Source organism: Mesorhizobium sp. M0048 (assembly GCF_040323405.1).
Classification (GTDB): Bacteria; Pseudomonadota; Alphaproteobacteria; order Rhizobiales; family Rhizobiaceae; genus Mesorhizobium.
In genome coordinates this window covers 22,451-43,081 of the sequence record NZ_JAMYUV010000038.1, presented here as the reverse complement: position 1 = coordinate 43,081, position 20,631 = coordinate 22,451, and the positions used below count along the sequence as shown (strand labels likewise).

Genomic DNA, 20,631 nt, shown 5'->3' with positions numbered 1-20,631 from the left:
TCGGCTAATCTCCGACGTTTGCGGCTTGCAGAGGCCCCTAATGCCTGCGCATCACCTTCGGCGCATGCCCATGCTCTTCCCTGAAGGCGCGGGCAAAGCTCGACATTGAGGCAAAGCCGCAGGCGAGCGCCACGTCGCGCACCATCAGCGTCGAATGCGCCAAAAGATCGGCGGCACGCTTCAGCCGCAGCCGGCGGTAGTAGCCGTTGGGCGAAATGCTGAGCTCGGAGCGAAAATTGCGTTCGAGCTTGTCGGAGGAGACGCCAAGCCTATTCGCCAACTCCGCCATGCCGAGCCGTTCCTCCACTGCATCCTCCATGATGGCGATTGCCGAGAGCACCAGTTCGTTCTGCACGCCGGTGCGTAAGCGTAGCGGCATCAGCTTGCGGTCGACACTGGAGCGCAGCGGGCTGTGCACGAACCATTCGGCGACGCCGGCCGACAGCTCGGCGCCATAATCGCGGGTGATGATCTCCAGCATCATGTCGAGGCTGCCGACACCGCCGGCCGAGGTGAAGCGCTTGCGGTCGATGACATAGAGATCGCGCCTCAGCTCGATGTCGGGAAAGGCCTCGGTGAAGGCCGCCTGGCTGGTCCAGTGCAAGGTGCAGGCATGGCCGTCGAGCAGGCCCGCGCGGGCAAGGAAGAACGCCGCATCCGCCACAGCACCGATATGGGCGCCACCGCGCAGGCTCTTGCGGATCCAGCTCACGGCATCGTATGCGACGAGATGATCGGCATCGCCGCCTGAGCAGACGACGATGCGATCGACCTTCGGCGCGTCACGGGCGGAAAAACCGGGCTGGATGACGACGCCGTTCGAGGCCTCCACCGGGCCTTCGGCGGCGCCGACTATGATCCAGCGATAGCAGTCCCGCTTCGCCAGAACGTTGGCGGCGCGGAGCGGCTCGATGACCGAACTGAACGCCATCATCGGAAAGCCGGGGAAGACCAGGATGGCGAAGGTGAGCGGGGCGTCGGTGGGTGGTTCGCGCAAACGGGTGTTCATGGGTGCTCGTCGGCCACTGGATGAAGCGCACAATTCTGCCGAATGCGGTCGAGGTCAACTGGTGCGGCGCTACTCACCATAGTTTCGGGCTGTTCAAGAGTCCCACGACACCGAGAAACGCCGCAAAACACACTGAGAGCGGCAATCGAAAAACGAGGATCGCAGGAAGCTTGTCGACGAAGTTATAGGGGAGAAATTGGACCAGCACATGATGTGCACAGAGCATCAATTTGATCCGAAGCCGTGCCCGGAGCAAACGATGAAGGTCAACAACAGAGCCAAAGAGGCGCCAATCAATTTCGCTGCCAACTTTGATGATTTTTGGGCAGGCGCCTCACGATTTCGGCTTTCTCTTCCCTTCTCCGATGGCGAGCCCTGACCCAAGCAGAAACTCGGATCGCGGCGGCTAGTCTAGATGACCGAATATTGGCGCCAATCGGTCCGGGAAGGACCGTCGTGAACCAAAGCTGCTTTCAGCCGAGTCTCGAAAAACCAAAGACATGATTGCAGCAGCGTGCTGAACTGGCCAGCTTTATCAAGCCGCGTACCGTGACGCCTTCTTTGCGGCCTTCGCAGAAGGTTTCGCGGGTGCCACGACCGGTTTCTTCTTGAGCTTGGATTTATCAGGTATCTTTCCGTCCTTCAGAAAGCCACGGATGCCTTCGGTGAAGGGCTTCATCCGCCGAAAGGCGAGATGCGAGCTGTCCAGTTCATAGTTGATTTGGTTCTTGATCGCGCTCTCAAGGTGAATGCCGTTTCGGAGCTTGTAAAACGATTTGATGTCCTCGCCGACCTCCTTGTCGATGAATCCGATGGCCACGGCAGCCCCAACTTTGTCATCAAACCTTATCGATATCGGATTGGTCTTTTCCGTGATTTGGACGCAGAGGTGGACTTCCTCTCCCCCCGTCGTTGCGAAATGAAGCGTTGAAGGAAGGGAGGCCACTTTCCTGTAGACTTTGTGAAATTGGATGTCAGTCACTGCCGGGTGATCGGAATATTTCGACCAAAGCAGGTAGACGATGATCGCTTCATAGATCGCAGCATATTGCACGATCTGGAATTTGACGTGACCGTAAAGGCGCGTGTCTGCGACATTGAGAGCCTCGCCAAGCTTGTAGATGTAACGCGCTGAGTGAAATTCGGCTTCGATGCGATCCCGAAGATCCAGATCGTCCACGAAATCGAACATAGCAGTCACGTCGGCTGCCACAGGCAGATCACGGTCGCAATAATTTAGGACCTGATCGCGCAAGCCTTGCTCCAACGGCATGTTATCTCCTATGTCATTCTCAGCCGCGATTGCGCTTCGGCTTCTGATCAGGTGGTAGACAGGCCGGACATCAACACAGCCAAGATCGAGGGCTGCGCAGGTGCTGCAGGGAAGGGCTTCAGTCAGAACGTTCACACCATTGATAGGCTAAAGCAGCGACTTCGCAAGACTGTTAAGGTCGGAGGCTACCGCCGCCAGTATGTTGACCTGGATTAGCACGAACTGAGCGGGATCGACGGCATCGGGCGAATGTGAGCCGGAATAGGATCGGAACACCGCCGCCAGCTCCTGCCGCTTCCTTGCCGCCTTGCCTGACCTACCATGGTCTACGTCGTGTTGGAGTGCCGTCCTGAGATCATTGATGTGAATGAAGGACGCTGGCAGATTGCCGTCTAGCCTCTGACCGGTGCCTTCCCGAAAGACGAAGTAGAGGTGCTCGATGAACTTTTTGTATTCGTCGAGCGAAGTCAGCGGCGACCCAATCGCCGTTAGCGCGGTGACCGTTTTGTTGGTCGGTTTAAACAGGTCGTGGCCGTGCTTGGCCGCGTACTTTTCGTTTATGGACGAGACTAGTTCTCTGACGTTTTTCGAAAGTGCTGCCCTTTCAGTCTTTATGCCATCCGCGATGCCCGAAGTATGGCTCAGGACCGAGAAGAACTCGGGAAACTTGCGGAATAGCTGGCGCAGAAGGATCGCCTGTCGGGTCTTGGCACCAGCTTTAACGTTGGCGTTCACAGTGCGCTGGAACACGAGAAAGTCAGGCTCTGTCGCCTTTTGGCCAAGCTCCACCTGCCTGCGCAGCTCAGCGAGGAAAAGCTCAATGAACTCCTTCAGAAGCGGCTCCTGTTCCGTCTTGATGCCGGCCGTCTGTAGATGGCAACCAGCGTCACGATCGATTGAATGATGGTCCGATTCCGAAAAAGCGTTTGGGATTCGGGGAAGCTCTGGTGCAGGTATCTAAGCGCTTGGTTGACACGTTTCGCAGCGGCGGACTGTACTGAAAAACCGCTGTTCGTCTCGAAGACCTTCTTGACGTCATCGAAGCGTAGTCCGGCATCAAGTCCTTCGATTTCAATGGTGACCACCTTTGCCACGATGTCGAAATGGGAATGGCGCTTGTCGGAAATCGCCGTGGTTTCGGAGAAGAACGGGTGCTTCGCCGCTGTCACGCAGTAGTCGCGAAGGTTGCTGTGGACGGAGTTCAGTTTCTCGCTGCTGGTGAGCGGAAGTCCTCCCTGCAAGCGCTGGAAAAACTCCTTCACCTCCGCGTCGGTTGCGTTGGTGATCTCGTCGTATTCGATCTCGTAGTCATCGAAAGCGTCAGACAACGCTTCGGGAAGGCTATCATAGTCGGAACCTCCAAACTGAGCGGCCTGCTCCGATGTTAGCGTGAGTTCGCCACCCAGGAATTCCCATATGGCAGTGAGCCTTTGCTGCCCGTCGACGACGTCAAACTCCTCGGGATTTTCCTGGGTCTTCTGGAAATAGAATTTCGGCAGCTTCCAGCCCTGTAGGATCGTGTCGATTAGACGCCTCTTCTGCTCGACGGACCATACTTTGCTTCGCTGCCAATCCGGGATCTCGTATCTGTCTCTGCGTTTGTAGATCTTGTCGAGAGCTCGACGTTCCGCCCGCATTTCCATTTGTTCTTTCCCCGACTCGCCCGAAAGGTGACAGTATAGAGCATTCGCTCACGGCGTAAGCGACCGGGCTTGCAGCTTTTCTTCTCAAGTGACCGTCTGCCCCCCATTCGCCCGGCGTCCTTGTGATCGATGAAAACCGCATCCACGCCGCTATCATCGAGGTTAGCCTGCGCGAGGTGATTGGCGAAAGCATCAGCGAAGGCTGTCCTTCTCCCCGCCACTATATGGGGAGAAGTGCCCGGCAGGCTGATGAGGGACAGTGCCGACATCGCCGATCCATCATCTCAAGCGATTCCCCCAGAAGGTTCCCTTTCAGCTCGCTAGCGCCCGATCCAGATCCGCGATCAGATCGTCGCCATCCTCGATCCCGGCAGACAAGCGCACCAGCGAATCGGATATCCCGATCTCGGCGCGCTTTTTCGCGGGGATCGAGCCGTGCGTCATCAGCGCCGGGTGCTCGATCAGGCTTTCGACGCCGCCGAGGCTTTCGGCCAGCGTGAACAGTTGCGTGTGTTCGAGGAAGCGCTTTGTCCCCGCAAGGTCGCGGTCGAGCTCGACCGTGATCATGCCGCCGAAGGCGTGCATCTGCCGCCTGGCGATGGCGTGCTGCGGATGGCTGGGCAGGCCGGGATAGATGACACGACGGATGTCGGGGCGGCTTTCCAGCCAGTGCGCGATCTTCTGGCCGTTGGACGAATGGCGCTCCATCCTGAGCGCCAGCGTCTTCAAGCCGCGCAGCGCCAGGAAACTGTCGAACGGCCCGGAAATGGCACCGATGGCGTTCTGCAGGAATTTCAGCCGCTCAGTGAGATCCTTGTTGTCGCCGACCACGGCGACGCCGCCGACCATGTCGGAATGGCCATTGAGGTATTTGGTCGTCGAATGGACTGATATGTCGATGCCGAGCTCCAGCGGCCGCTGCAGATAGGGGCTGCAGAAGGTGTTGTCGGCGACCGAAAGCACGCCTTTGCGCCTGGCCAGTGCCGCGACCGCCTCCAAATCGACGACACGCAGGAGCGGATTGGTCGGCGTCTCGACCCAGAGCAGCTTGGTCTCAGGGCGGATCGCCGCCTCGACGGCGGCAAGATCGGTGAAGTCGACGAAGTCGACCTGCAAATTGGCCGAGCGCTTGCGCACCCGCTCGAGCAATCGGAACGTGCCGCCATAAATGTCGTCGGTGGCGACGATATGCGCGCCTGAATCAAGCAATTCAAACACCGTGGCGATCGCCGCCAGACCGGAAGCGAAGGCGAAGGCAGCGGTGCCGCTTTCGAGATCGGCTACGGCGCGCTCGAAGGCAAAGCGCGTCGGGTTCTGGCTGCGGGCATATTCAAAGCCCTTGTGCACGCCCGGGCTCTGCTGGCCATAGGTCGAGGTGGCGTAGATCGGTACCATCACCGCGCCGGTCGTCGGATCGTGGCTCTGACCGCCATGGATGGTGCGTGTCGAGAAGGCGAGGCGGTTTTTGCCCGATACAGTGGCTTTTATGGTCATCGGGCGCGCCTCAGATGGTTGATCAGGTCGATGCGGGTTATCAGGCCAATAAATTCGTCGCCGTCGAAGACGATGGCGACCTCGTTGCGGTCGAACACCGGCAACAGCGCGTCCAGCGTCTGGCTGGCCTGCAGCGTATGCAGATTGGAGGTCATCGCCGTACGAACCGGGGCCTTGAAGCGGTCCCAGCGGCTGTCATAGGGGCCTTCGACCTTGGCCAGGATATCGCTTTCGTCGATGATGCCGACGAGCTTGCCCTCGTCCAGCACCGGCAGTTGCGAGACATCCGAGCGGCGCATGCGGCCATAGGCGTTGAGCAGGCTTTCGTCGGGGCCGACGGACACGACATCGCCGGTGCGGAGCGTGCGCATCACCAGGTCGCGCAGGTCGCCATGCTGCTCGTGCTCGGCAAGGCCCTGCTCGGCCAGCCAGAAATCGTCGAAGACTTTCGACAGGTACTTGTTGCCGCTGTCGCAGACGAACGTGACGACGCGCTTCGGCACGGTCTGCTCGCGGCAATAGCGGAGTGCTGCCGAAAGCAGCGTGCCGGACGACGAGCCGGCGAGAATGCCTTCCTTCGAAAGCAGGTCGCGCACCGCAAGCATGCTCTGCTTGTCGGGGATGGAATAGGCCTTCCTGACCAGCGACAGATCGGCATTGGGCGGCACGAAATCCTCGCCGATGCCTTCGACGGTCCAGCTTCCGGCCTCTACCATCTTGCCGGTCTTGATCAACGGCGCCAGCACCGAGCCAACCGGATCGGCGAGCACCATCTCGGTTTTCGGCGAGACTTTCGCAAAGTAGCGGCCGAGCCCGGTCAGCGTGCCGCCGGAGCCGACGCCGACGACAACCGCATCGACATCGCCTTCGAGCTGCTGAAAGATTTCCGGCCCGGTCGTGGTCTCGTGGGCATGCGGATTGGCCGGGTTGGCAAACTGGTTGGCGTAGAAGGCGCCGGGCAACTCGGCGGCGATCTTTTCGGCCATGTCCTGATAGTATTCGGCATGGCCCTTGCCGACATCGGAACGCGTCATGCGCACTTCGGCGCCGAGCGCCCGCAAATGCTGGATCTTTTCGCGCGACATCTTGTCAGGCACGACAAGGATGATGTGGTAACCCTTGGGGATGCCGACCTGGGCGAGACCAAGACCGGTGTTGCCGGCGGTCGCCTCCACGATCGTCCCGCCGCGTTTCAGTTTGCCCTGTTTTTCGGCGGCGGCAATCATCGACAGCGCGATGCGGTCCTTGATCGAGCCGCCGGGATTCTGGCTTTCGAGCTTGATGAACAGCCGGCACTTGCCGATGTCGAATTTGGTCAGCTCGACGACCGGCGTCTGACCGATCAGGTCGAGAACCGAGGCATAGGGCGGGCGCAGGCGGGACGATGCATCGTCCGGTGCCACGATCTTGTGCTTGCTCATGTCAGATGCTCCGTTGCCAGAATGAGCAACCGCCCTGGAAGACGGCAACCTACCGTCTTTTCCAGCCGTTTGCAGTTGGAAAGAAGATAGATCGTGCCAATCCGGCCGCCAGCAGGGGAATGGAATTTCGCGAAAGCTTCGCTGGCCTCCAGGCAGGGCAAAAGATTTGCAGAACCTGCTTGGGGTTCAGGCGATCGCCGCCTGGGCTTCGATCTCGATCAGAAAATCCGGATTACCGAGGCCGGCGACGCGCTCACCTTGATGATCGGCGGCGCGCCACGGTTTGCCCAGAAGGCCATCCAGGCGCCGAAGGCCGGCCCTATATCCAGGTCGCCGGCGATATAGACCGAGAGGCTGACGAGATCTTCAGCATCTTGTCGGAAAGCGAAGGGATCAGCCGGCGCAGGTCGGAATAGCGCATCGGCTGTTCCTTGATGCGCGCCAGGATCACCGTCTTCCATTTGCCGCCGAGCGCGTCGAGCGCGAACTCGACCGGACAGCCGTAGAGTCTTCCGCGTTGGGTCATGCCCCATGGTAGGCAAGGCACGGCGACGACGAAAGCAGAATTTGCCCGGTCATCTGACCAGGGTCGCGGCTCGCGGCCGCGCCGGCGACAAAATCCATGGAGGAGAACGAAGACGAGCGTGCGCGACACCAATCCGGTCAATGCGAGACGGCCGAAACCTGTGGCGATCGTCATCGCCTGGCTGTATCGACCACGACGGGCTGGCTGGTCGGCTCTGGTGGAGCGAGCTCCCGCACCCCTGGTTCGCCTTCAGCGAACGCGGCTATGCCGTCGAGGTCTTTTCACCCGACGGCGGCGGTCTTGCATCCGAATTGCGTCAAGACGAAGGGAGCCTCATCCGAGTAAGCGCTTGCTCAGCCGCGCGCACTGCACACGAATATCGGGAATGGCGTCGATTTCGAAGAAGGTGCCGCGCGTCAGTGGCCCGACGGCGAGGATCTTGGCGGATACCGTGCCGTCGCCGGCGATGACCTCGCAGTTCGCGGTCACGTCGAGGCCGAGGCGCAGCGGATCCGGCCGTGCCAGTCCACGCTCGACCAGTGACCGCACCACGCTGTTCGAGGTGGTCGAGATGTCCCTGGCGATGCCGGTGCAATCATAGATGCGGGTGACGTCGAACCTTTCGAGCTGCTGCGTATGGCGCGACTGGACCTGTACGCTGAAGCCGTCGCCGGCGGCGATCTCGACGACGCGCCCGGCGACAAGGCGGATGCGGCCCGCTTGCACCGCCTCGGCAACGCGGGTGTAGACTTCCGGCGCCATGCGATGGCGGTGGATATCCCACCAGGCCTTGGTGTGCTCGACGAAGCGGCGCTTGGCCGAGGACGGCCAGTTCTGCCAGATCTTCTGGTTGAAGGGTCTCAGACCGTCGACGACGTCGCGCCAGTCGATACCGGCCTTCTGGTTTTCCCGGATCAGGTCGCGGAACCAGCCGACGAAATAGGAAAGCTGGGTGCCGAGCGGAATGTCGGCGACGTCGAGCTTGATCGGATTGCCCTTGCGATGCGGCGAAGGCAGCAGGCCGCGCCGCGACACCGCTACGATCGCGCCGCGGTGGCCGCGCTGCTCGAGCGACAGGAAGGCATCGACCATGCTCAAGCCGGTGCCCAGCACCAGGATTTGGGCTTCGGGGTCGAGCGCAGTGTCCGCCTCGGATCCCATCCTGATCGCATGCCCCTGCCCCGCCCCCGGCTCTTCGTCATGCCCGGTGGCGAGCACGGCAAGATGCGCGACCACGCTGGTGCCGTTGGCCAGCGCCACCTCAACGCCGGAGGCGGTCGGCGAGATCGACAGGCTCTCCTCGCGGATCAGGCGCAGCCGGCCCGTCTGCTGCTCACGCGCCTCGAGCTCGTCGAGCAGCTCCTTGAGATAGCGGGCGTAGACGCTGCGCGGCGCATAGACTGGCGCCTGTTCCGGCGTCGCTATGCCGCGTTCAAGCAGCCAGCGCGAGAAATTGCCGGGATCGTCGGCATAGGCGCTCATGCCCGACGCGCTGACATTCAGCACATGCGCCGACAGCAGCGTTGAATAGGCCATGCCTTGCCCAAAATGCGGGCGTTTTTCGATCAGGCTGACGCGGAGATCGGGATTGGGCGACTTCAGCAGATGCGCCGCAAGCACGACGCCGCTGGCGCCGCCACCGACAATGATGATCGAATTTGGCGTAGCGCGCCCGGTCATACGCACACCAGCTGTGCTGGCGATCGTCGCCGGCTCAGGAGAGATTGGTTCAGGCCTGGATTTTCAACGCCGCCGAAAAGTCTTCGTCGCCGACGATGTCGCGCATTTCGGCGAGGCTGCGCTGATCCAGCACCTCGGCGATGGCTTGCCGGACCTCCAGCATCAGGTGTCGGACTTGGCATGTCGCCTCGTTGCAGTCTTCGCAGCGCTGATACTGGGTGCGGCTGGCGCAAGGAATGGGGGCAAGCGGTCCGTCGAGCACGCGCACGACGTGGCCGACCTTGATCTCGTCCGCCGGGCGCGCCAGCCGATAGCCGCCGTCCTTGCCCTTGCGGCTCTGGACGAACCCGGCATTGCGCAATTCGCCAAGAATGGCATCAAGGAACTTCTTCGGAATATTGTTTCCTGTGGCGATGTCGTTGACGAAGGCGAGCTGTCCAACCGGCAGGCGCGCCAGATGGACGAGCGCCTTGAGGCCATATTTACCTTTTTTCGTGAGCATAACCCGAACGTTTCTCTGTCATGCGATGGCGCAAGGCCACCGGTTGCGAAACGCCTGGCGTGCCTCCCCGCCGCGTCCAAGCTGTCACTACAGATAAATTCTAGCGACATGATATACAAGCTCAGAAACGTTGATTTTGCTTCGTTTTCAAGCCGCAATGGCCATTTTGGCCGGGGCTTGTGCCCTTGCGAGCACAGGAGCCGCCGCGAATGGCACACCGGCAAACTGGCCGGTGGCAGGAATGTCCCGATCGGCGAGAATACCGACGGCAGCTTCTGCCCCTGAATTTGAAGGCCAAAGCATGCCGCGCACGGCAATAAGGAGGGTAGCGTCAATCATCGTCCTCTCCAATCCTTCAATGTCGATAAGGATACTAGACTTAACCGCGAACACAGGGAACTTGTTTCCAATTTCTTGCCTATTCACAGCACGGGTTTGCCGATGCAGGGCGAAAACGGGAAAATCCTTGTTGTGGGCATGGACGGCGTGGAAGGGGTTCCCGGGCAAGGACGATGGTTTTCACCCGGGCCATCACCCAGAAGCGTGCGAATGGGCAACTGCCCTAGCCAGACGACTTTTTCTAACAAGGCCGAGCCGATTGGAAGGATTTAACTCTACAAGAACGATAGAGTTAGATGACTATGAAACGCAATCCGGGTTTTTCTCGTTTCCAAGGAGCCTTTCATGTCCACCATTTCGCGACGTATCGTTCTCTTGTCCTCGGCGGCTCTGGCAGGTGCCGTCTTTCTCGGCCCAGCCGATGCGCAGGACCTCAAGATCACTATCGGCTACCAGACAGTCGTCGAACCCTCGAAGGTGCCGCAGGCCGACGGCGCCTATGAGAGCGCGACCAAGGCGGCAATCGACTGGCGGAAATTCGATTCCGGCGCCGACGTGATCGCCGCCATCGCTTCCGGTTCGGTCGACATCGGTTATGTCGGCTCGAGCCCGCTGGCGGCGGCGGCGAGCCGCGAGCTTCCCATCCAGACAATCTTCATTGTCGGGCTGATCGGCGAATCCGAGGCCCTTGTCGCCCGCAACGGCGCCGGCATCGAGAAGGCCGCCGACCTTGCCGGCAAGAAGGTGGCGGTGCCCTTCGTTTCGACGACGCATTACAGCCTGCTTGCCGCGCTGAAGCATGAGGGTATCGACCCGAAGTCGGTCGATATTCTCAATCTGCGGCCACCGGAGATCGCGGCGGCATGGGCGCGCGGCGACATCGACGCCGCCTATGTCTGGGATCCGGCACTCGGCCAGATCAAGACGACGGGCAAGGTCGTGCTGGATTCCTCGCAGGTCGCCGCCTGGGGCGCGCCAACCTTCGACGCCTGGATCGTGCGCACCGACTTCGCCGAAAGGAACCCGGAAGCGGTGCGCGACTTCGTCAAAGTAACGGGCGCTGCCTATGCCGACTTCCTGGCCAAGCCGGATCAATGGTCGGTGTCCTCGCCGCAAGCGGCCAAGATCGCCAGGATCACCGGGGCCAAGCTCGAAGACGTGCCGCAACTGCTGAGGGGCTATGTCTTCCCGACGCTCGAGGAGCAAGCCTCGGAAAAGTTCCTCGGTGGCGGCACTGTCAAGGCGGTCGAGGCGACATCGGCCTTCCTCAAGGAGCAGGGCAAGATCGACGCCGTGTTGCCGGATTATTCGAAATACGTGTCGTCGAAATATGTCGGCGAGGCGCTGGCCTCGAATTAGCGGCGGCTCAATACCGCGCGTCCTCCCTTCCCTGACGCGCGTTGCCTGCCCCGGAGCCGCTGACGAGGAACGGCTTCGGGGCAGGCAGGTTCAGAATATCGGCGACCCCACATGACGCATCTCGTGCTCGACCAAGTCTCGGTTCACTATGACGGCCAGCCGGCGCCGGCCGTCGAACGCGTGTCGATTGACATCGCTAAGGACGACTTCGTTGTCCTGGTCGGCCGTTCCGGCTGCGGCAAGACCTCGTTGCTCAACGTCGCCGCGGGCCTGGTCGAGCCTGTGCGCGGACGCGCCACGATTGGCGGCAGGCCGATCACGGCGCCAGGCTCGGACCGCGCCGTCGTGTTCCAGAACGACGCATTGTTTCCGTGGCTGACCGCGCGGGAAAATGTCGCCTTTGCTCTCAGGCTGCGCGGTGTCAGGGCCGCCGAACGGGCGCGGACTGCCGACGACCTTCTGGCGCTGGTGAAGCTCGACGGCGACGGCGACAAGCGCATCTGGGAGCTTTCCGGCGGCATGCGCCAGCGCGTCGGCCTGGCCAGGGCGCTGGCAGCCGAGCCGCAATTCCTGCTGCTCGACGAACCGCTGGGCGCACTCGATGCGCTGACACGGGAACGCATGCAGACAACGCTGCTCCATCTGTGGACGGCAAGCCAGGTCGGCGTGCTGATGGTCACGCACGGCATCGACGAAGCGCTGGTGCTCGCCACTCGCATCATTGTGCTCGCTCCCGGCCCTGGCCGGGTGGTGCGGAGTTTCGAGGCCGGTTTCAGCCGGCGCTATGCAGCCGGCGAGGCCATTCGTAGCATCAAGGCCGATCCCGCCTTCGCCGCGGCGCGCGGCGAGCTGACCGACGCGATCTTCGAAGGGGAGGCAGCATGACCGTTACCTCCTATACCGCGCGGCCGCAGCGCTCCAAAGTCGACGACGGAGCCGACGCGCTGTCGGTGCCATGGTCGCGGCCGCGGCCGAGACGCAGCCGCGTTTCGGCCCGCGTGGTCAGCGCGATCACCATTCTGATGGTGGTGGCGGTGTGGACGGCATCGGCCCGCCTGCAATTGGTGTCGCCGGTTTTCCTGCCGTCGCCTGTGGCAGTCTGGAACAAATTTGTCGTCGTCGCCGGTGACGGCTTTGTCGACGCGACGCTGCTCCAGCATATCGCCGCCAGTCTGTGGCGGGTGTTTGCAGCGCTGATCGTGGCCCTTGTCATCGGCGTTCCCATCGGGCTGGCTATCGGCATCAGCACGATCGGGCGCGGCATCTTCGATCCGCTGCTCGAATTCCTGCGGCCGATCCCGCCGCTGGCCTATCTGCCGCTGATCATTATCTGGTTCGGCATTGGCGAGCCGTCCAAGATCCTGGTGATTGCCATTGCCATGCTGGCTCCGGTTGCGCTGTCGACGGCATCGGGTGTTCGCGGCGTCTCGCAGGAACGCATCAATGCAGCGCGCTCGCTTGGCGCCACGCAGCGCCAAGTGATCAGGCACGTCACCCTGCCCAGCGCGCTGCCCTCGATCCTGACCGGTCTGCGCATCGCGCTTGGCGCCGGTTGGTCGACGCTGGTCGCCGCCGAGCTGGTGGCCGCGACGCGCGGGCTCGGTTTCATGATCCAGTCCGCTGCCCAGTTCCTCGTCACCGACGTGGTGGTGATGGGCATACTGGTGATCGCGGCCATTGCCTTCGTGCTCGAATTCATCATCCGCAGGATCGAGCGGGTGCTCGTCCCGTGGGCAGGGCGGGAATGACCGACAATGCCCCATTCCATCGCTGTATTGTTCGCGCATTTCGGCCATTGGCTCCGCCTGATCAAGGCCGGGGACAAACAGCCGCCTGACGGCGAACGCAAAACGCCGGTGCATCTGGACGCGGAGCGCAACCGCTTACCGCCGCGCGACGAAAGTTTCTACTGGGGCTGGCAGTACTGGTCGCGGTGACCGGCCGCCAGGGTCCGCTGTGCGCTGCTCTCAAGGGAGCTTGAGCATGGACGCCCGTTCAAACGCGCGAACGGTTCGCCCAGGCCAGGCCGGCCAGGCCGACCAGCGCGGTGACGATGCCGACATAGAGCCATTGCGACTGGCCGGTCATGAAGCTGCCGCCGATAACGCCGATGCCTTGCAACGTCCACAGCACGCCGATGGCGAGCACAATCAAGGCCAGCAGATTTTTGATCAATCTCATCGCTAGAACTCCGTTCCAAGTCGATCATAAACCGCGTTCCGGCCGGAATGAAACAGCGAGAAGACGCTGCTCGATTACACCAACTTCTACTTGGATGCTAATCTCTGATCTTGTGCAAGACGCCCGGAGATCGGCGCAGACATCATCAAAGAAGCTGCGCCTCGCTGCAGAAAGTCTCTGACAAATTGTTTCGCGCCGACTCCAAACGTGTAACATTGCCATGGAACCGACAGATCATTGCCGCATTTGCTGCCTTGTTCGGCACCTAACGGCTTGGGTCTGTCAACGGAGCTAACCCCAAGCATGAAGAAAAGCTATCAGGCCGCGCTCGTCGCGGCCACGATCGCGGCCGGCCTGACGGTCGGCGCATCCGCCACCAACGCCGCCGCTCAGTGCGGTCGTGCCTCCTGGTACTCACTGCATTCCAGAACCGCTTCCGGCGAGCGCATGAACCCGTCGGCGCTGACCGCCGCGCATCGCAGCCTGCCGTTCGGCACCAAGCTGAAGGTGACCAATCGCAACAATGGCCGCAGCGTCGTCGTGCGCATCAACGACCGCGGCCCCTTTATCAGGGGCCGGATGCTCGATCTGTCGAAGGGCGCAGCCAGTCAGCTCGGCTTCATCAGTTCGGGCCATACCGCTGTCTGCATGGCACGGGTCTAACGGTCCGGCCGCCACGGCCGGACGCCGCCTCCAACGATTGTCCCAATAGCCGTGCCCTTGCCTGGCCTTCGCAGGTGCACATTGAGCCGGCTGTTGCCCTTCCAGGCGGATTCTCAATGCCTTGGACGAAAGAACGAGCATAAATCACGCAGATTGACGTATTGCATCGCAGCAGATTGTTGCTAACTTCCCCGCAAAGCATTCAAGGCTCGGCGCTGCTCGTCGGCCCTTCAATCGCAGTCGGCAGCGGGGTTCTCGATGTTCTACCAGCTCTACGAACTGAACCACGCCGCCTTGCAGCCGGCGCGCCTCTATGCCGATGCGGTGCGCCTGTTCTACTCCAATCCGCTCAATCCGGTCTCACACACGTCCTGGGGCCGCTCGGTTGCGGCAACGGCCGAACTGTTCGAGCGCACGACGCGCCGCTACGGCAAGCCGCAATTCGGCCTGACCAAGACCGTGGTCGACTGGAAAAACGTCGAGGTCAGCGAACGCACCGTCTGGTCGCGGCCGTTCTGCAACCTGGTTCGTTTCGAGCGGGCGGTTCCTGCAGGGCGCCGGCCGGATCCGAAGCTGTTGATCGTCGCGCCGATGTCGGGCCACTACGCGACGCTGCTGCGCGGCACGGTGGAGGCGATGCTGCCCTATGCCGACGTGCATATCACCGACTGGGTCGACGCCCGCATGGTGCCGCTGGCCGACGGCAGCTTCGATCTTGACGACTATATCGACTACATCGTCGACATGCTGCATGCGCTAGGCCCCGACACCCATGTGATGGCGGTGTGCCAGCCTTCGGTGCCGGTGCTGGCGGCGGCGGCACTGATGGAAGCCAAGGGTGATCCGTTCGTGCCCTCGACGATGACGCTGATGGGCGGGCCGATCGACACGCGCCGCAATCCGACAGCGGTCAATCTGCTGGCGCAGGAAAAGGGGATCGACTGGTTCCGCGACAATGTCATCATGCGCGCGCCCTGGCCTGTGCCGGGCTTCGGCCGCGAGGTCTATCCCGGCTTCCTGCAGCTTTCGGGTTTCATGAGCATGAACCTCGACCGCCACATCACCGCCCACAAGGACTTCTTCATGCATCTGGTGAAGCATGACGGTGACAATGCCGAGAAGCACCGCGAGTTCTACGACGAATATCTGGCGGTGATGGATCTGACGGCGGAATTCTACCTGCAGACCGTCGACACCGTGTTTGTCCGCCAGGCCCTGCCCAAGGGCAAAATGACGCATCGCGGTATCGCGGTCGACCCTTCGGCGATCCGCAATGTCGCCCTGTTCACGGTCGAGGGCGAGAACGACGACATCTCCGGACTCGGCCAGACCAAGGCCGCGCACGACCTGTGCATCAACATCCCGGCCGACAGGCACGCCCATTACATGCAGCCTGCGGTCGGCCATTATGGTGTGTTCAACGGCTCGCGCTTCCGTTCCGAAATCGTGCCGCGCATCGTCGACTTCATCACCAGCTACGGCCGTCAGAACCGTGTTGCGGTGAAGCCCAAGCTGGTCAGGACCGGCAAGAAATAGGCGACCAGTGATGATGCCCGTCAATCCGCATCAGGTCGGTCTATGCCAAAATCATCGGTTGGCGCGGCCGTGCGGCGGGTCGACCTGTTGCACAATAGTCGCGTTGGCGCCACGCGGGTAACCATGCCGCAAAATCAATCCATCCTCATAATTGACACGGACTGTAAATACCCCTTAACGTTTCGTTAATAACAAGGGACAAGCGGGGACAATGATTTCCTCACCAATGGCGAGAACGCTGCGCCTGTGCGCGCTGGCCGGACTTACTGTGGCGGCAGGTTGGGCCAGTTCGGCCTCGGCGGCCGGCCCGATGATAACAGGTGGCCCGACCTCACAGCCGATCGGCCATTATGATTTCTGCAAGAGCTACGCCTCCGAATGCTCGATCCGCCCGAAGGATCTGTCGCCCGCCAGCCTGACCGGCTCGCTGTGGCGCAAGCTGCTCAGCGTCACGGCAAAGGTCAACGCCGCCGTCAAGCCGGAGAGCGACTTCGACATCTACGGCAAGGATGAGGTCTGGGCCTATCCCGACAAGGGCGTTGGCGATTGCGAGGACTATGTCCTGGAAAAGCGCCGTGAGCTGAACCGGCTGGGCGTCTCGTTTGCCGATCTGCTGATGACCGTCGTGCGCAAGCCGGATGGCGAAGGCCACGCGGTGCTGACGGTGCGCACCGACAAGGGCGACTACATCCTTGACAATCTGACCGACCAGGTCCGTTCCTGGGACCAGACCGGCTATCGTTTCCTCAAGCGGCAGGCGATCGACAATACCGGCCGGTGGGTCTCCATCCGCGGCGGCCAGCAGGTTCTGGTCGGCTCGGTCCAGTAACAAGGCAACTCATTTCGGCCGTGCCAGCGCGGCGCGGATCGACGCAGTGATGCGGCGAAGCTCGGCTTCGTCGAGCTTTTCAATATTGTCGGCCAGGAGATTGGCAAGTTCGGTCGCCGCCGGGCTAAGGCCCGACGTGTCGAGCTTGACGCGCGGATGCGAGGTTTCGGCCAGCCGCGCCAGTTCCTCGGCGTCGTCCCAAATGATGTTGAAATAGCCGATGATCTTCTGGATCAGCGTCCAGCTCGGCGCACCGCGGCGGCCGTGTTCCAGCGCCGAGAGATAGGCTGCGCTGACGCCGATCGCCTTGGCCATGTCCTTCTGGCTGACGCCGCGCTCGTTTCGCAGCACGCGAAGCTTTTCGCCGAACGGGGTCACAAGCGCACCTTCATGGATGCATCCTCATAGGTGCGTCCCTCATCGGCATGCCCTCATGAGCGTGCCCGCCGCAAGCGGACATAGAGCGCACCCGAGCCGCCATGTTTGCGGGCGGCATGGTCGTGGCTGGAGACGAGGGGCCGGAAGGCGGGTGTCGACAGCCATGACGGCACGGCGCGCCGCAAGACGCCATCACCGCCCGACGAAGAGCCCTTGCCGGTGATCACCAGGACGTAGCGGATGCCGCCGGCATGCGCCCGGCACAGGAAGGAAAACAGCAGTGAATAGGCTTGGTCCTGGGTCAGGCCATGCAGGTCGACGCGGCCCTCGATCGGCAGCCGGCCGTTCGACAGCTTGTCCAGCGTCGGTTCGTCGAGTGCATGGGAGACATGCTGCGCCTTCGGCTTTGCGGCCGCGGCAGGATTGCCCGCGACCTGTTCCGGGGGCGGCGCCTGCCTGGTCTCGTCGATCTCCGGCCCAACGTGTGGAATTTCGACGGCGGTTCTGCCCTTCAGCGGTTTTGCCGTGCGCGCCACCAGGTTCCACAGCACCCGGTCGTCCTCGCTCAGCCTGTCGATGCGCCGGGTCATCGGCCTGCTCCTCTAAACCAGCGACCGGGGGATCAGCGCATAAAAATCGGCGGCGTTGCGGATAACGCCGGCGATCTCGCCGGCCGCTTCGCCCGACCCGGCAAACAAATCACCGCGGGCCGGGCCGGTGATCGCCGAACCGGTGTCCTGCGCGATCATCAACCGCCGAAACGGTTTTCCGTCGAAGGCGGTCAGGGACGGCGCGTCGATATGGAAGGGCGTGCCGAACGTGTGCAGCAGCCGGTCGACGGCGATCGAGCGGCCGGGTGTCAGCGGCACCTTGGCGGCAGCAATCGGGCCGAGCTCCCGGTCGTCGACGCCCATCTCGCGGAAGAAGATATAGGAGCGGTTGCGCCACAGGGTCTCGTCGACGCGCTCCGGATGCGCCTTGAACCAGGCACGGATCGACTGCATCGTCACCTTCTCCAGCGGGATCTCGCCTTGCTCGCTCAGGATCTTGCCCGGTCCGGTAAAGCGCTGGCCGGATTTGGCGGCATAGGTGATGCGGCGAAGCCTGCCATCGGTCATGTTGAGCCGTGCCGCGCCCTGCACGTGAATGAAGAAGGCGTCGACCTTGTCGGCGAGCCAGGCGATTTCCAGCCCTTTTCCGGCAAGCGCGCCGCGTTCGATCTCGCCGCGGTCGAAATATTCGACCGGGCCGTTCGGCGCCGCACGAGCGAAGGCGAGATAAGGATCCAAGCCGGAAGGACGATTGCCGTCGTCGATGTCGACCAGGTCGGCAGGGCGCGCCAGCAACGGTACCGAAAATCGTTCCGTGCGCACCGGCGAGGCTTCGACCTCCGGCTCATAAAAGCCGGTTACCAGGCCGGGACCACCATCTTCGGCATCGATACGGGTCGGAACGAAATGGCGCTCGAAAAAGCTTCGGGCCTGCAACCGATTCGCCGACGAAACGGTACGCGCTTCGGCATAGGCATCGGCAAAGCCATTGTAGTCGACGCCGAGCGCGCCGGAGCGGTAGGGTTTGGTCAGGATATGAAAGGCCGAGCGGCGAAAGGCGTCAAAGGCAGGGAGATGGTCGTCCTCGCCCCAGCCCGGCAATTGGCCAAAGGATTTTTCGCTGAAGGCTCGAGAAAGCGACACGACAGCCTCCGCCGCCGTCCAGTTCAGTCTTCTTCTTCGGTGGCGACGAGCTTCCAGTTCGGATCGCGCGAGCGCGTGTCGCGGGCGAAGGTCCAGACATCCTTGACCTCGGCGACGGTCTCGGGATCGCCGTCGATGACAGCGCCGGCCTTGTCGCGGGTCGCCGAAATCAGCTCGCTGACAATGCGCAGCGTGATGTGCGCCTCGCTGCCCTTCATCTCGGCCGAAACGATGTCGGCCTTGTCGATGCCGACGAAGGAGGACTGGATCTTTTCGGCTTTCGCCTCACGGTCGCCGATGGCCGCGACGAAGCCGTCATAGACCTCGCGCGACAAAAGGTTCTTCAAGGTTTTGCGGTCGCCATCCGCGTAGGCCATGACGATCATCTCATAAGCCATCTTTGCGCCGTCGACGAAGGTCTTCGGGTCGAACGTCGGATCATTGTCCTTGATCGCCCGCAGGCCCCGGTTGAGATCGGTGTCGGGCTTGGCAAAGGCATCGATCGCCGCATAGGTGTCGGCCGCCGGCTCTCCTGTCAGGCGCTTGCGCGGCAGCGAAACCACGTTCTCGGGTTTCTGGGCGGCATCCTTGTCGTTTTTGCGCGCTGCCGTATATGGATCGAAGGGCGGGCGCTCGTTGCCCGTGCGTCGGCCAAGCACGTTGCGCAGCTGGAAGAAGATCACCACCGCCGCAATCAGAAAGAAAATCGTGCCGAAGTCGAAGAAGCCCATATCTTGCGCCAATCAATCCCTGCTTTGGCCGGACCAGCGGCCAAGCAGGGGCCGCGATCACATAGCGTTCGGTATCCAAAGCATATAGAACGCATGGCGCAATCATTCAAATCAAAGGCAGCCATACCTATCTAACAGCTCTGGTGCCAGCGGCGATTGCTCGCCGGCCGGCAAAACATCGAAACGATCGGTCAAGATTTGCGTATCTCGCTGTTTCCCCTGTTCATTCTCGCGCTTCCGCTGCTGGAGATAGCCGGTTTCGTCATTGTCGGCCGCCAGATCGGCGCGCTGGCGACGGTCGGGCTGGTGCTGGCCTCGAGCGTCGCCGGCGCCTTGCTCCTTCGACACCAGGGTTTTGGCGTCATGGCCAGGGTACGTGCCGAAATGGACGCCGGGCGTGATCCGAGCGGCCAGCTTGCGCATGGCGCCATGATCGTGCTGGCCGCGATCCTTTTGATTATCCCCGGCTTCATCTCGGATATTTTCGGCATTCTGCTGTTCCTGCCGCCAGTGCGCGATCTTGCCTGGCGGATGCTGAAAGGCCGCATCGTGCTGGCCACCGATTTCAGCAGTGGTTTGCGGGCAAGGCAACGCGGCAAGATCATCGATCTCGACGACGGCGACTATTCGCGTGCCGACGACCATACGCGCGGACCGGATTCTCCCTGGCGCCGCCTCAAGGACGAGTAGCCGCAAAGCAACCAGCGTCTTTTGCAAACTTGTCTTGTCGGGCCGGCCATGATAGCGAACGCCCGAATTTCAATCCGGTCAGCAACGCTGCCCAGGCAAAAGGACCACAGCTTATGGCCAGCAACGACGACGCGCCGACCGGCGCAGCCAACGGTAATGGAAATGCGGCGCAGCCTTCGCTCAACGTGCTTGCGCAATATGTGAAGGACCTGTCCTTCGAAAGCCCCGGTGCACCGAACTCGCTGCGCGGTCGCGACAAGGCACCCGGCATCGCCATCAACGTCAACGTCAACGCCAATCCGCTTTCGGACAAGCAGTTCGACGTCAATTTGACGCTGAACGCCAAAGCGTCGTTCGACCAGGAAGTGCTGTTCAATGTCGAACTGGTCTATGGCGGCGTCTTCGCCATCAGCGGCTTCCCGCAGGAGCACATGCTGCCGATCCTGTTCATCGAATGCCCGCGGCTGCTGTTCCCGTTCGCGCGGCAGATCATTGCCGAGGCAACACGCAACGGCGGCTTCCCGCCGCTGATGCTGGACCCGATCGATTTCGCGCAGATGTTCCAGCAGAAGCTGGCAGAGGACCAGGCTGCCGCCAAGGTCAAGGTGAGCTGAGCGCGGCTGTCTCGCCAGTGTTTGACAAACCCGGCCTTGCGCCGGGTTTTTTATAACGATGTCCCGCCC

Annotated in this window: 24 protein-coding genes; 9 read left to right on the top strand and 15 right to left on the bottom strand. The window is 61.8% G+C overall.

The window, feature by feature from the left end; genetic code table 11:
* Window positions 1-37: 37 nt before the first annotated feature.
* The 10 genes from NKJ84_RS24650 to NKJ84_RS24605 all read right to left on the bottom strand — a co-directional run bounded on the left by NKJ84_RS24650 (window position 38) and on the right by NKJ84_RS24605 (window position 10,055).
* The gene (locus NKJ84_RS24650) at window positions 38-1,009 is read right to left on the bottom strand and encodes a GlxA family transcriptional regulator (protein WP_352508619.1); all 972 of its coding nucleotides are present in this window, start codon (window positions 1,007-1,009) and stop codon (window positions 38-40) included.
* 535 nt (window positions 1,010-1,544) lie between these two features.
* Complete coding sequence (locus NKJ84_RS24645) at window positions 1,545-2,282, bottom strand: hypothetical protein (protein ID WP_352508618.1); 738 nt, start codon at window positions 2,280-2,282, stop codon at window positions 1,545-1,547.
* 147 nt (window positions 2,283-2,429) lie between these two features.
* Window positions 2,430-3,032 (bottom strand): hypothetical protein, encoded by a 603-nt coding sequence (locus tag NKJ84_RS24640; protein WP_352508617.1) that lies wholly within the window; start codon window positions 3,030-3,032, stop codon window positions 2,430-2,432.
* Window positions 3,033-3,112: 80 nt separating this feature from the next.
* Entirely contained in the window at window positions 3,113-3,925 is an 813-nt protein-coding gene (locus tag NKJ84_RS24635; RefSeq protein ID WP_352508616.1) for a GmrSD restriction endonuclease domain-containing protein, read from the bottom strand.
* A gap of 312 nt (window positions 3,926-4,237) precedes the next feature.
* Window positions 4,238-5,419 (bottom strand): cystathionine gamma-synthase, encoded by a 1,182-nt coding sequence (locus NKJ84_RS24630; protein WP_352508615.1) that lies wholly within the window; start codon window positions 5,417-5,419, stop codon window positions 4,238-4,240.
* On the bottom strand, window positions 5,416-6,840 hold the full coding sequence (locus NKJ84_RS24625) for a pyridoxal-phosphate dependent enzyme (RefSeq protein WP_352508614.1): 1,425 nt from the start codon (window positions 6,838-6,840) through the stop codon (window positions 5,416-5,418). Before NKJ84_RS24625 ends, NKJ84_RS24630 begins: the two co-directional genes overlap by 4 nt.
* Window positions 6,841-7,159: 319 nt before the next feature.
* Window positions 7,160-7,366, bottom strand: a complete 207-nt coding sequence (locus NKJ84_RS24620) for a winged helix-turn-helix transcriptional regulator (RefSeq protein WP_352508613.1) — start codon at window positions 7,364-7,366, stop codon at window positions 7,160-7,162.
* Window positions 7,367-7,699: 333 nt separating this feature from the next.
* Window positions 7,700-9,046, bottom strand: coding sequence for an FAD/NAD(P)-binding protein (locus NKJ84_RS24615; protein ID WP_352508612.1), 1,347 nt, complete (start codon window positions 9,044-9,046; stop codon window positions 7,700-7,702).
* A 49-nt stretch (window positions 9,047-9,095) separates the two neighbouring features.
* Window positions 9,096-9,548 (bottom strand): RrF2 family transcriptional regulator, encoded by a 453-nt coding sequence (locus NKJ84_RS24610; RefSeq protein ID WP_352476864.1) that lies wholly within the window; start codon window positions 9,546-9,548, stop codon window positions 9,096-9,098.
* A gap of 147 nt (window positions 9,549-9,695) precedes the next feature.
* Entirely contained in the window at window positions 9,696-10,055 is a 360-nt protein-coding gene (locus NKJ84_RS24605) for a hypothetical protein (RefSeq protein WP_352508611.1), read from the bottom strand.
* Between the two features lie 177 nt (window positions 10,056-10,232).
* On the opposite strand from NKJ84_RS24605, the gene tauA reads away from it, so the two are divergent.
* The 4 genes from tauA (at window position 10,233) to NKJ84_RS24585 (ending at window position 13,183) form a co-directional block, all read left to right on the top strand.
* On the top strand, window positions 10,233-11,246 hold the full coding sequence (gene tauA, locus NKJ84_RS24600) for a taurine ABC transporter substrate-binding protein (protein WP_352508610.1): 1,014 nt from the start codon (window positions 10,233-10,235) through the stop codon (window positions 11,244-11,246).
* 111 nt (window positions 11,247-11,357) lie between these two features.
* Window positions 11,358-12,131: a taurine ABC transporter ATP-binding protein gene (locus tag NKJ84_RS24595; RefSeq protein WP_352508609.1), complete on the top strand. Its 774-nt coding sequence runs from the start codon at window positions 11,358-11,360 to the stop codon at window positions 12,129-12,131.
* Window positions 12,128-12,994, top strand: a complete 867-nt coding sequence (locus NKJ84_RS24590) for an ABC transporter permease subunit (protein WP_352508608.1) — start codon at window positions 12,128-12,130, stop codon at window positions 12,992-12,994. The genes NKJ84_RS24595 and NKJ84_RS24590 overlap by 4 nt, the downstream gene beginning before the upstream one ends.
* Window positions 12,995-13,000: 6 nt before the next feature.
* On the top strand, window positions 13,001-13,183 hold the full coding sequence (locus NKJ84_RS24585) for a hypothetical protein (protein ID WP_254817964.1): 183 nt from the start codon (window positions 13,001-13,003) through the stop codon (window positions 13,181-13,183).
* 58 nt (window positions 13,184-13,241) lie between these two features.
* Here the strand turns inward: NKJ84_RS24585 and NKJ84_RS24580 are convergent, their stop codons facing one another.
* Window positions 13,242-13,427 (bottom strand): hypothetical protein, encoded by a 186-nt coding sequence (locus tag NKJ84_RS24580; protein WP_352476807.1) that lies wholly within the window; start codon window positions 13,425-13,427, stop codon window positions 13,242-13,244.
* Window positions 13,428-13,730: 303 nt separating this feature from the next.
* Here NKJ84_RS24580 and NKJ84_RS24575 point away from each other — a divergent pair, with 303 nt between their 5' ends.
* The 3 genes from NKJ84_RS24575 (at window position 13,731) to NKJ84_RS24565 (ending at window position 16,455) form a co-directional block, all read left to right on the top strand.
* The gene (locus NKJ84_RS24575; RefSeq protein ID WP_254817962.1) at window positions 13,731-14,090 is read left to right on the top strand and encodes a septal ring lytic transglycosylase RlpA family protein; all 360 of its coding nucleotides are present in this window, start codon (window positions 13,731-13,733) and stop codon (window positions 14,088-14,090) included.
* Between the two features lie 258 nt (window positions 14,091-14,348).
* On the top strand, window positions 14,349-15,626 hold the full coding sequence (locus NKJ84_RS24570) for a polyhydroxyalkanoate depolymerase (RefSeq protein ID WP_352508607.1): 1,278 nt from the start codon (window positions 14,349-14,351) through the stop codon (window positions 15,624-15,626).
* Window positions 15,627-15,837: 211 nt separating this feature from the next.
* A complete protein-coding gene (locus NKJ84_RS24565) occupies window positions 15,838-16,455 on the top strand; it encodes a transglutaminase-like cysteine peptidase (protein WP_254817960.1) in 618 nt (205 codons plus the stop codon).
* A gap of 9 nt (window positions 16,456-16,464) precedes the next feature.
* Here the strand turns inward: NKJ84_RS24565 and NKJ84_RS24560 are convergent, their stop codons facing one another.
* Genes NKJ84_RS24560 through NKJ84_RS24545 form a run of 4 tightly spaced genes read right to left on the bottom strand, consistent with a single transcriptional unit; the run spans window position 16,465 to window position 19,258 of the window.
* Window positions 16,465-16,833: a helix-turn-helix domain-containing protein gene (locus NKJ84_RS24560; protein ID WP_352508606.1), complete on the bottom strand. Its 369-nt coding sequence runs from the start codon at window positions 16,831-16,833 to the stop codon at window positions 16,465-16,467.
* Between the two features lie 53 nt (window positions 16,834-16,886).
* Window positions 16,887-17,423: a Smr/MutS family protein gene (locus NKJ84_RS24555; protein WP_352508605.1), complete on the bottom strand. Its 537-nt coding sequence runs from the start codon at window positions 17,421-17,423 to the stop codon at window positions 16,887-16,889.
* 12 nt (window positions 17,424-17,435) lie between these two features.
* Entirely contained in the window at window positions 17,436-18,527 is a 1,092-nt protein-coding gene (gene mltA, locus NKJ84_RS24550; protein ID WP_352508604.1) for a murein transglycosylase A, read from the bottom strand.
* A gap of 23 nt (window positions 18,528-18,550) precedes the next feature.
* The gene (locus tag NKJ84_RS24545; RefSeq protein ID WP_254817956.1) at window positions 18,551-19,258 is read right to left on the bottom strand and encodes a Tim44/TimA family putative adaptor protein; all 708 of its coding nucleotides are present in this window, start codon (window positions 19,256-19,258) and stop codon (window positions 18,551-18,553) included.
* Between the two features lie 198 nt (window positions 19,259-19,456).
* Here NKJ84_RS24545 and NKJ84_RS24540 point away from each other — a divergent pair, with 198 nt between their 5' ends.
* Together NKJ84_RS24540 and secB are read left to right on the top strand one after the other, a co-directional pair.
* On the top strand, window positions 19,457-19,948 hold the full coding sequence (locus NKJ84_RS24540; protein WP_254817955.1) for an FxsA family protein: 492 nt from the start codon (window positions 19,457-19,459) through the stop codon (window positions 19,946-19,948).
* A gap of 113 nt (window positions 19,949-20,061) precedes the next feature.
* Window positions 20,062-20,562: a protein-export chaperone SecB gene (secB, locus tag NKJ84_RS24535; RefSeq protein WP_254817954.1), complete on the top strand. Its 501-nt coding sequence runs from the start codon at window positions 20,062-20,064 to the stop codon at window positions 20,560-20,562.
* The last annotated feature ends 69 nt before the right edge of the window (window positions 20,563-20,631 follow it).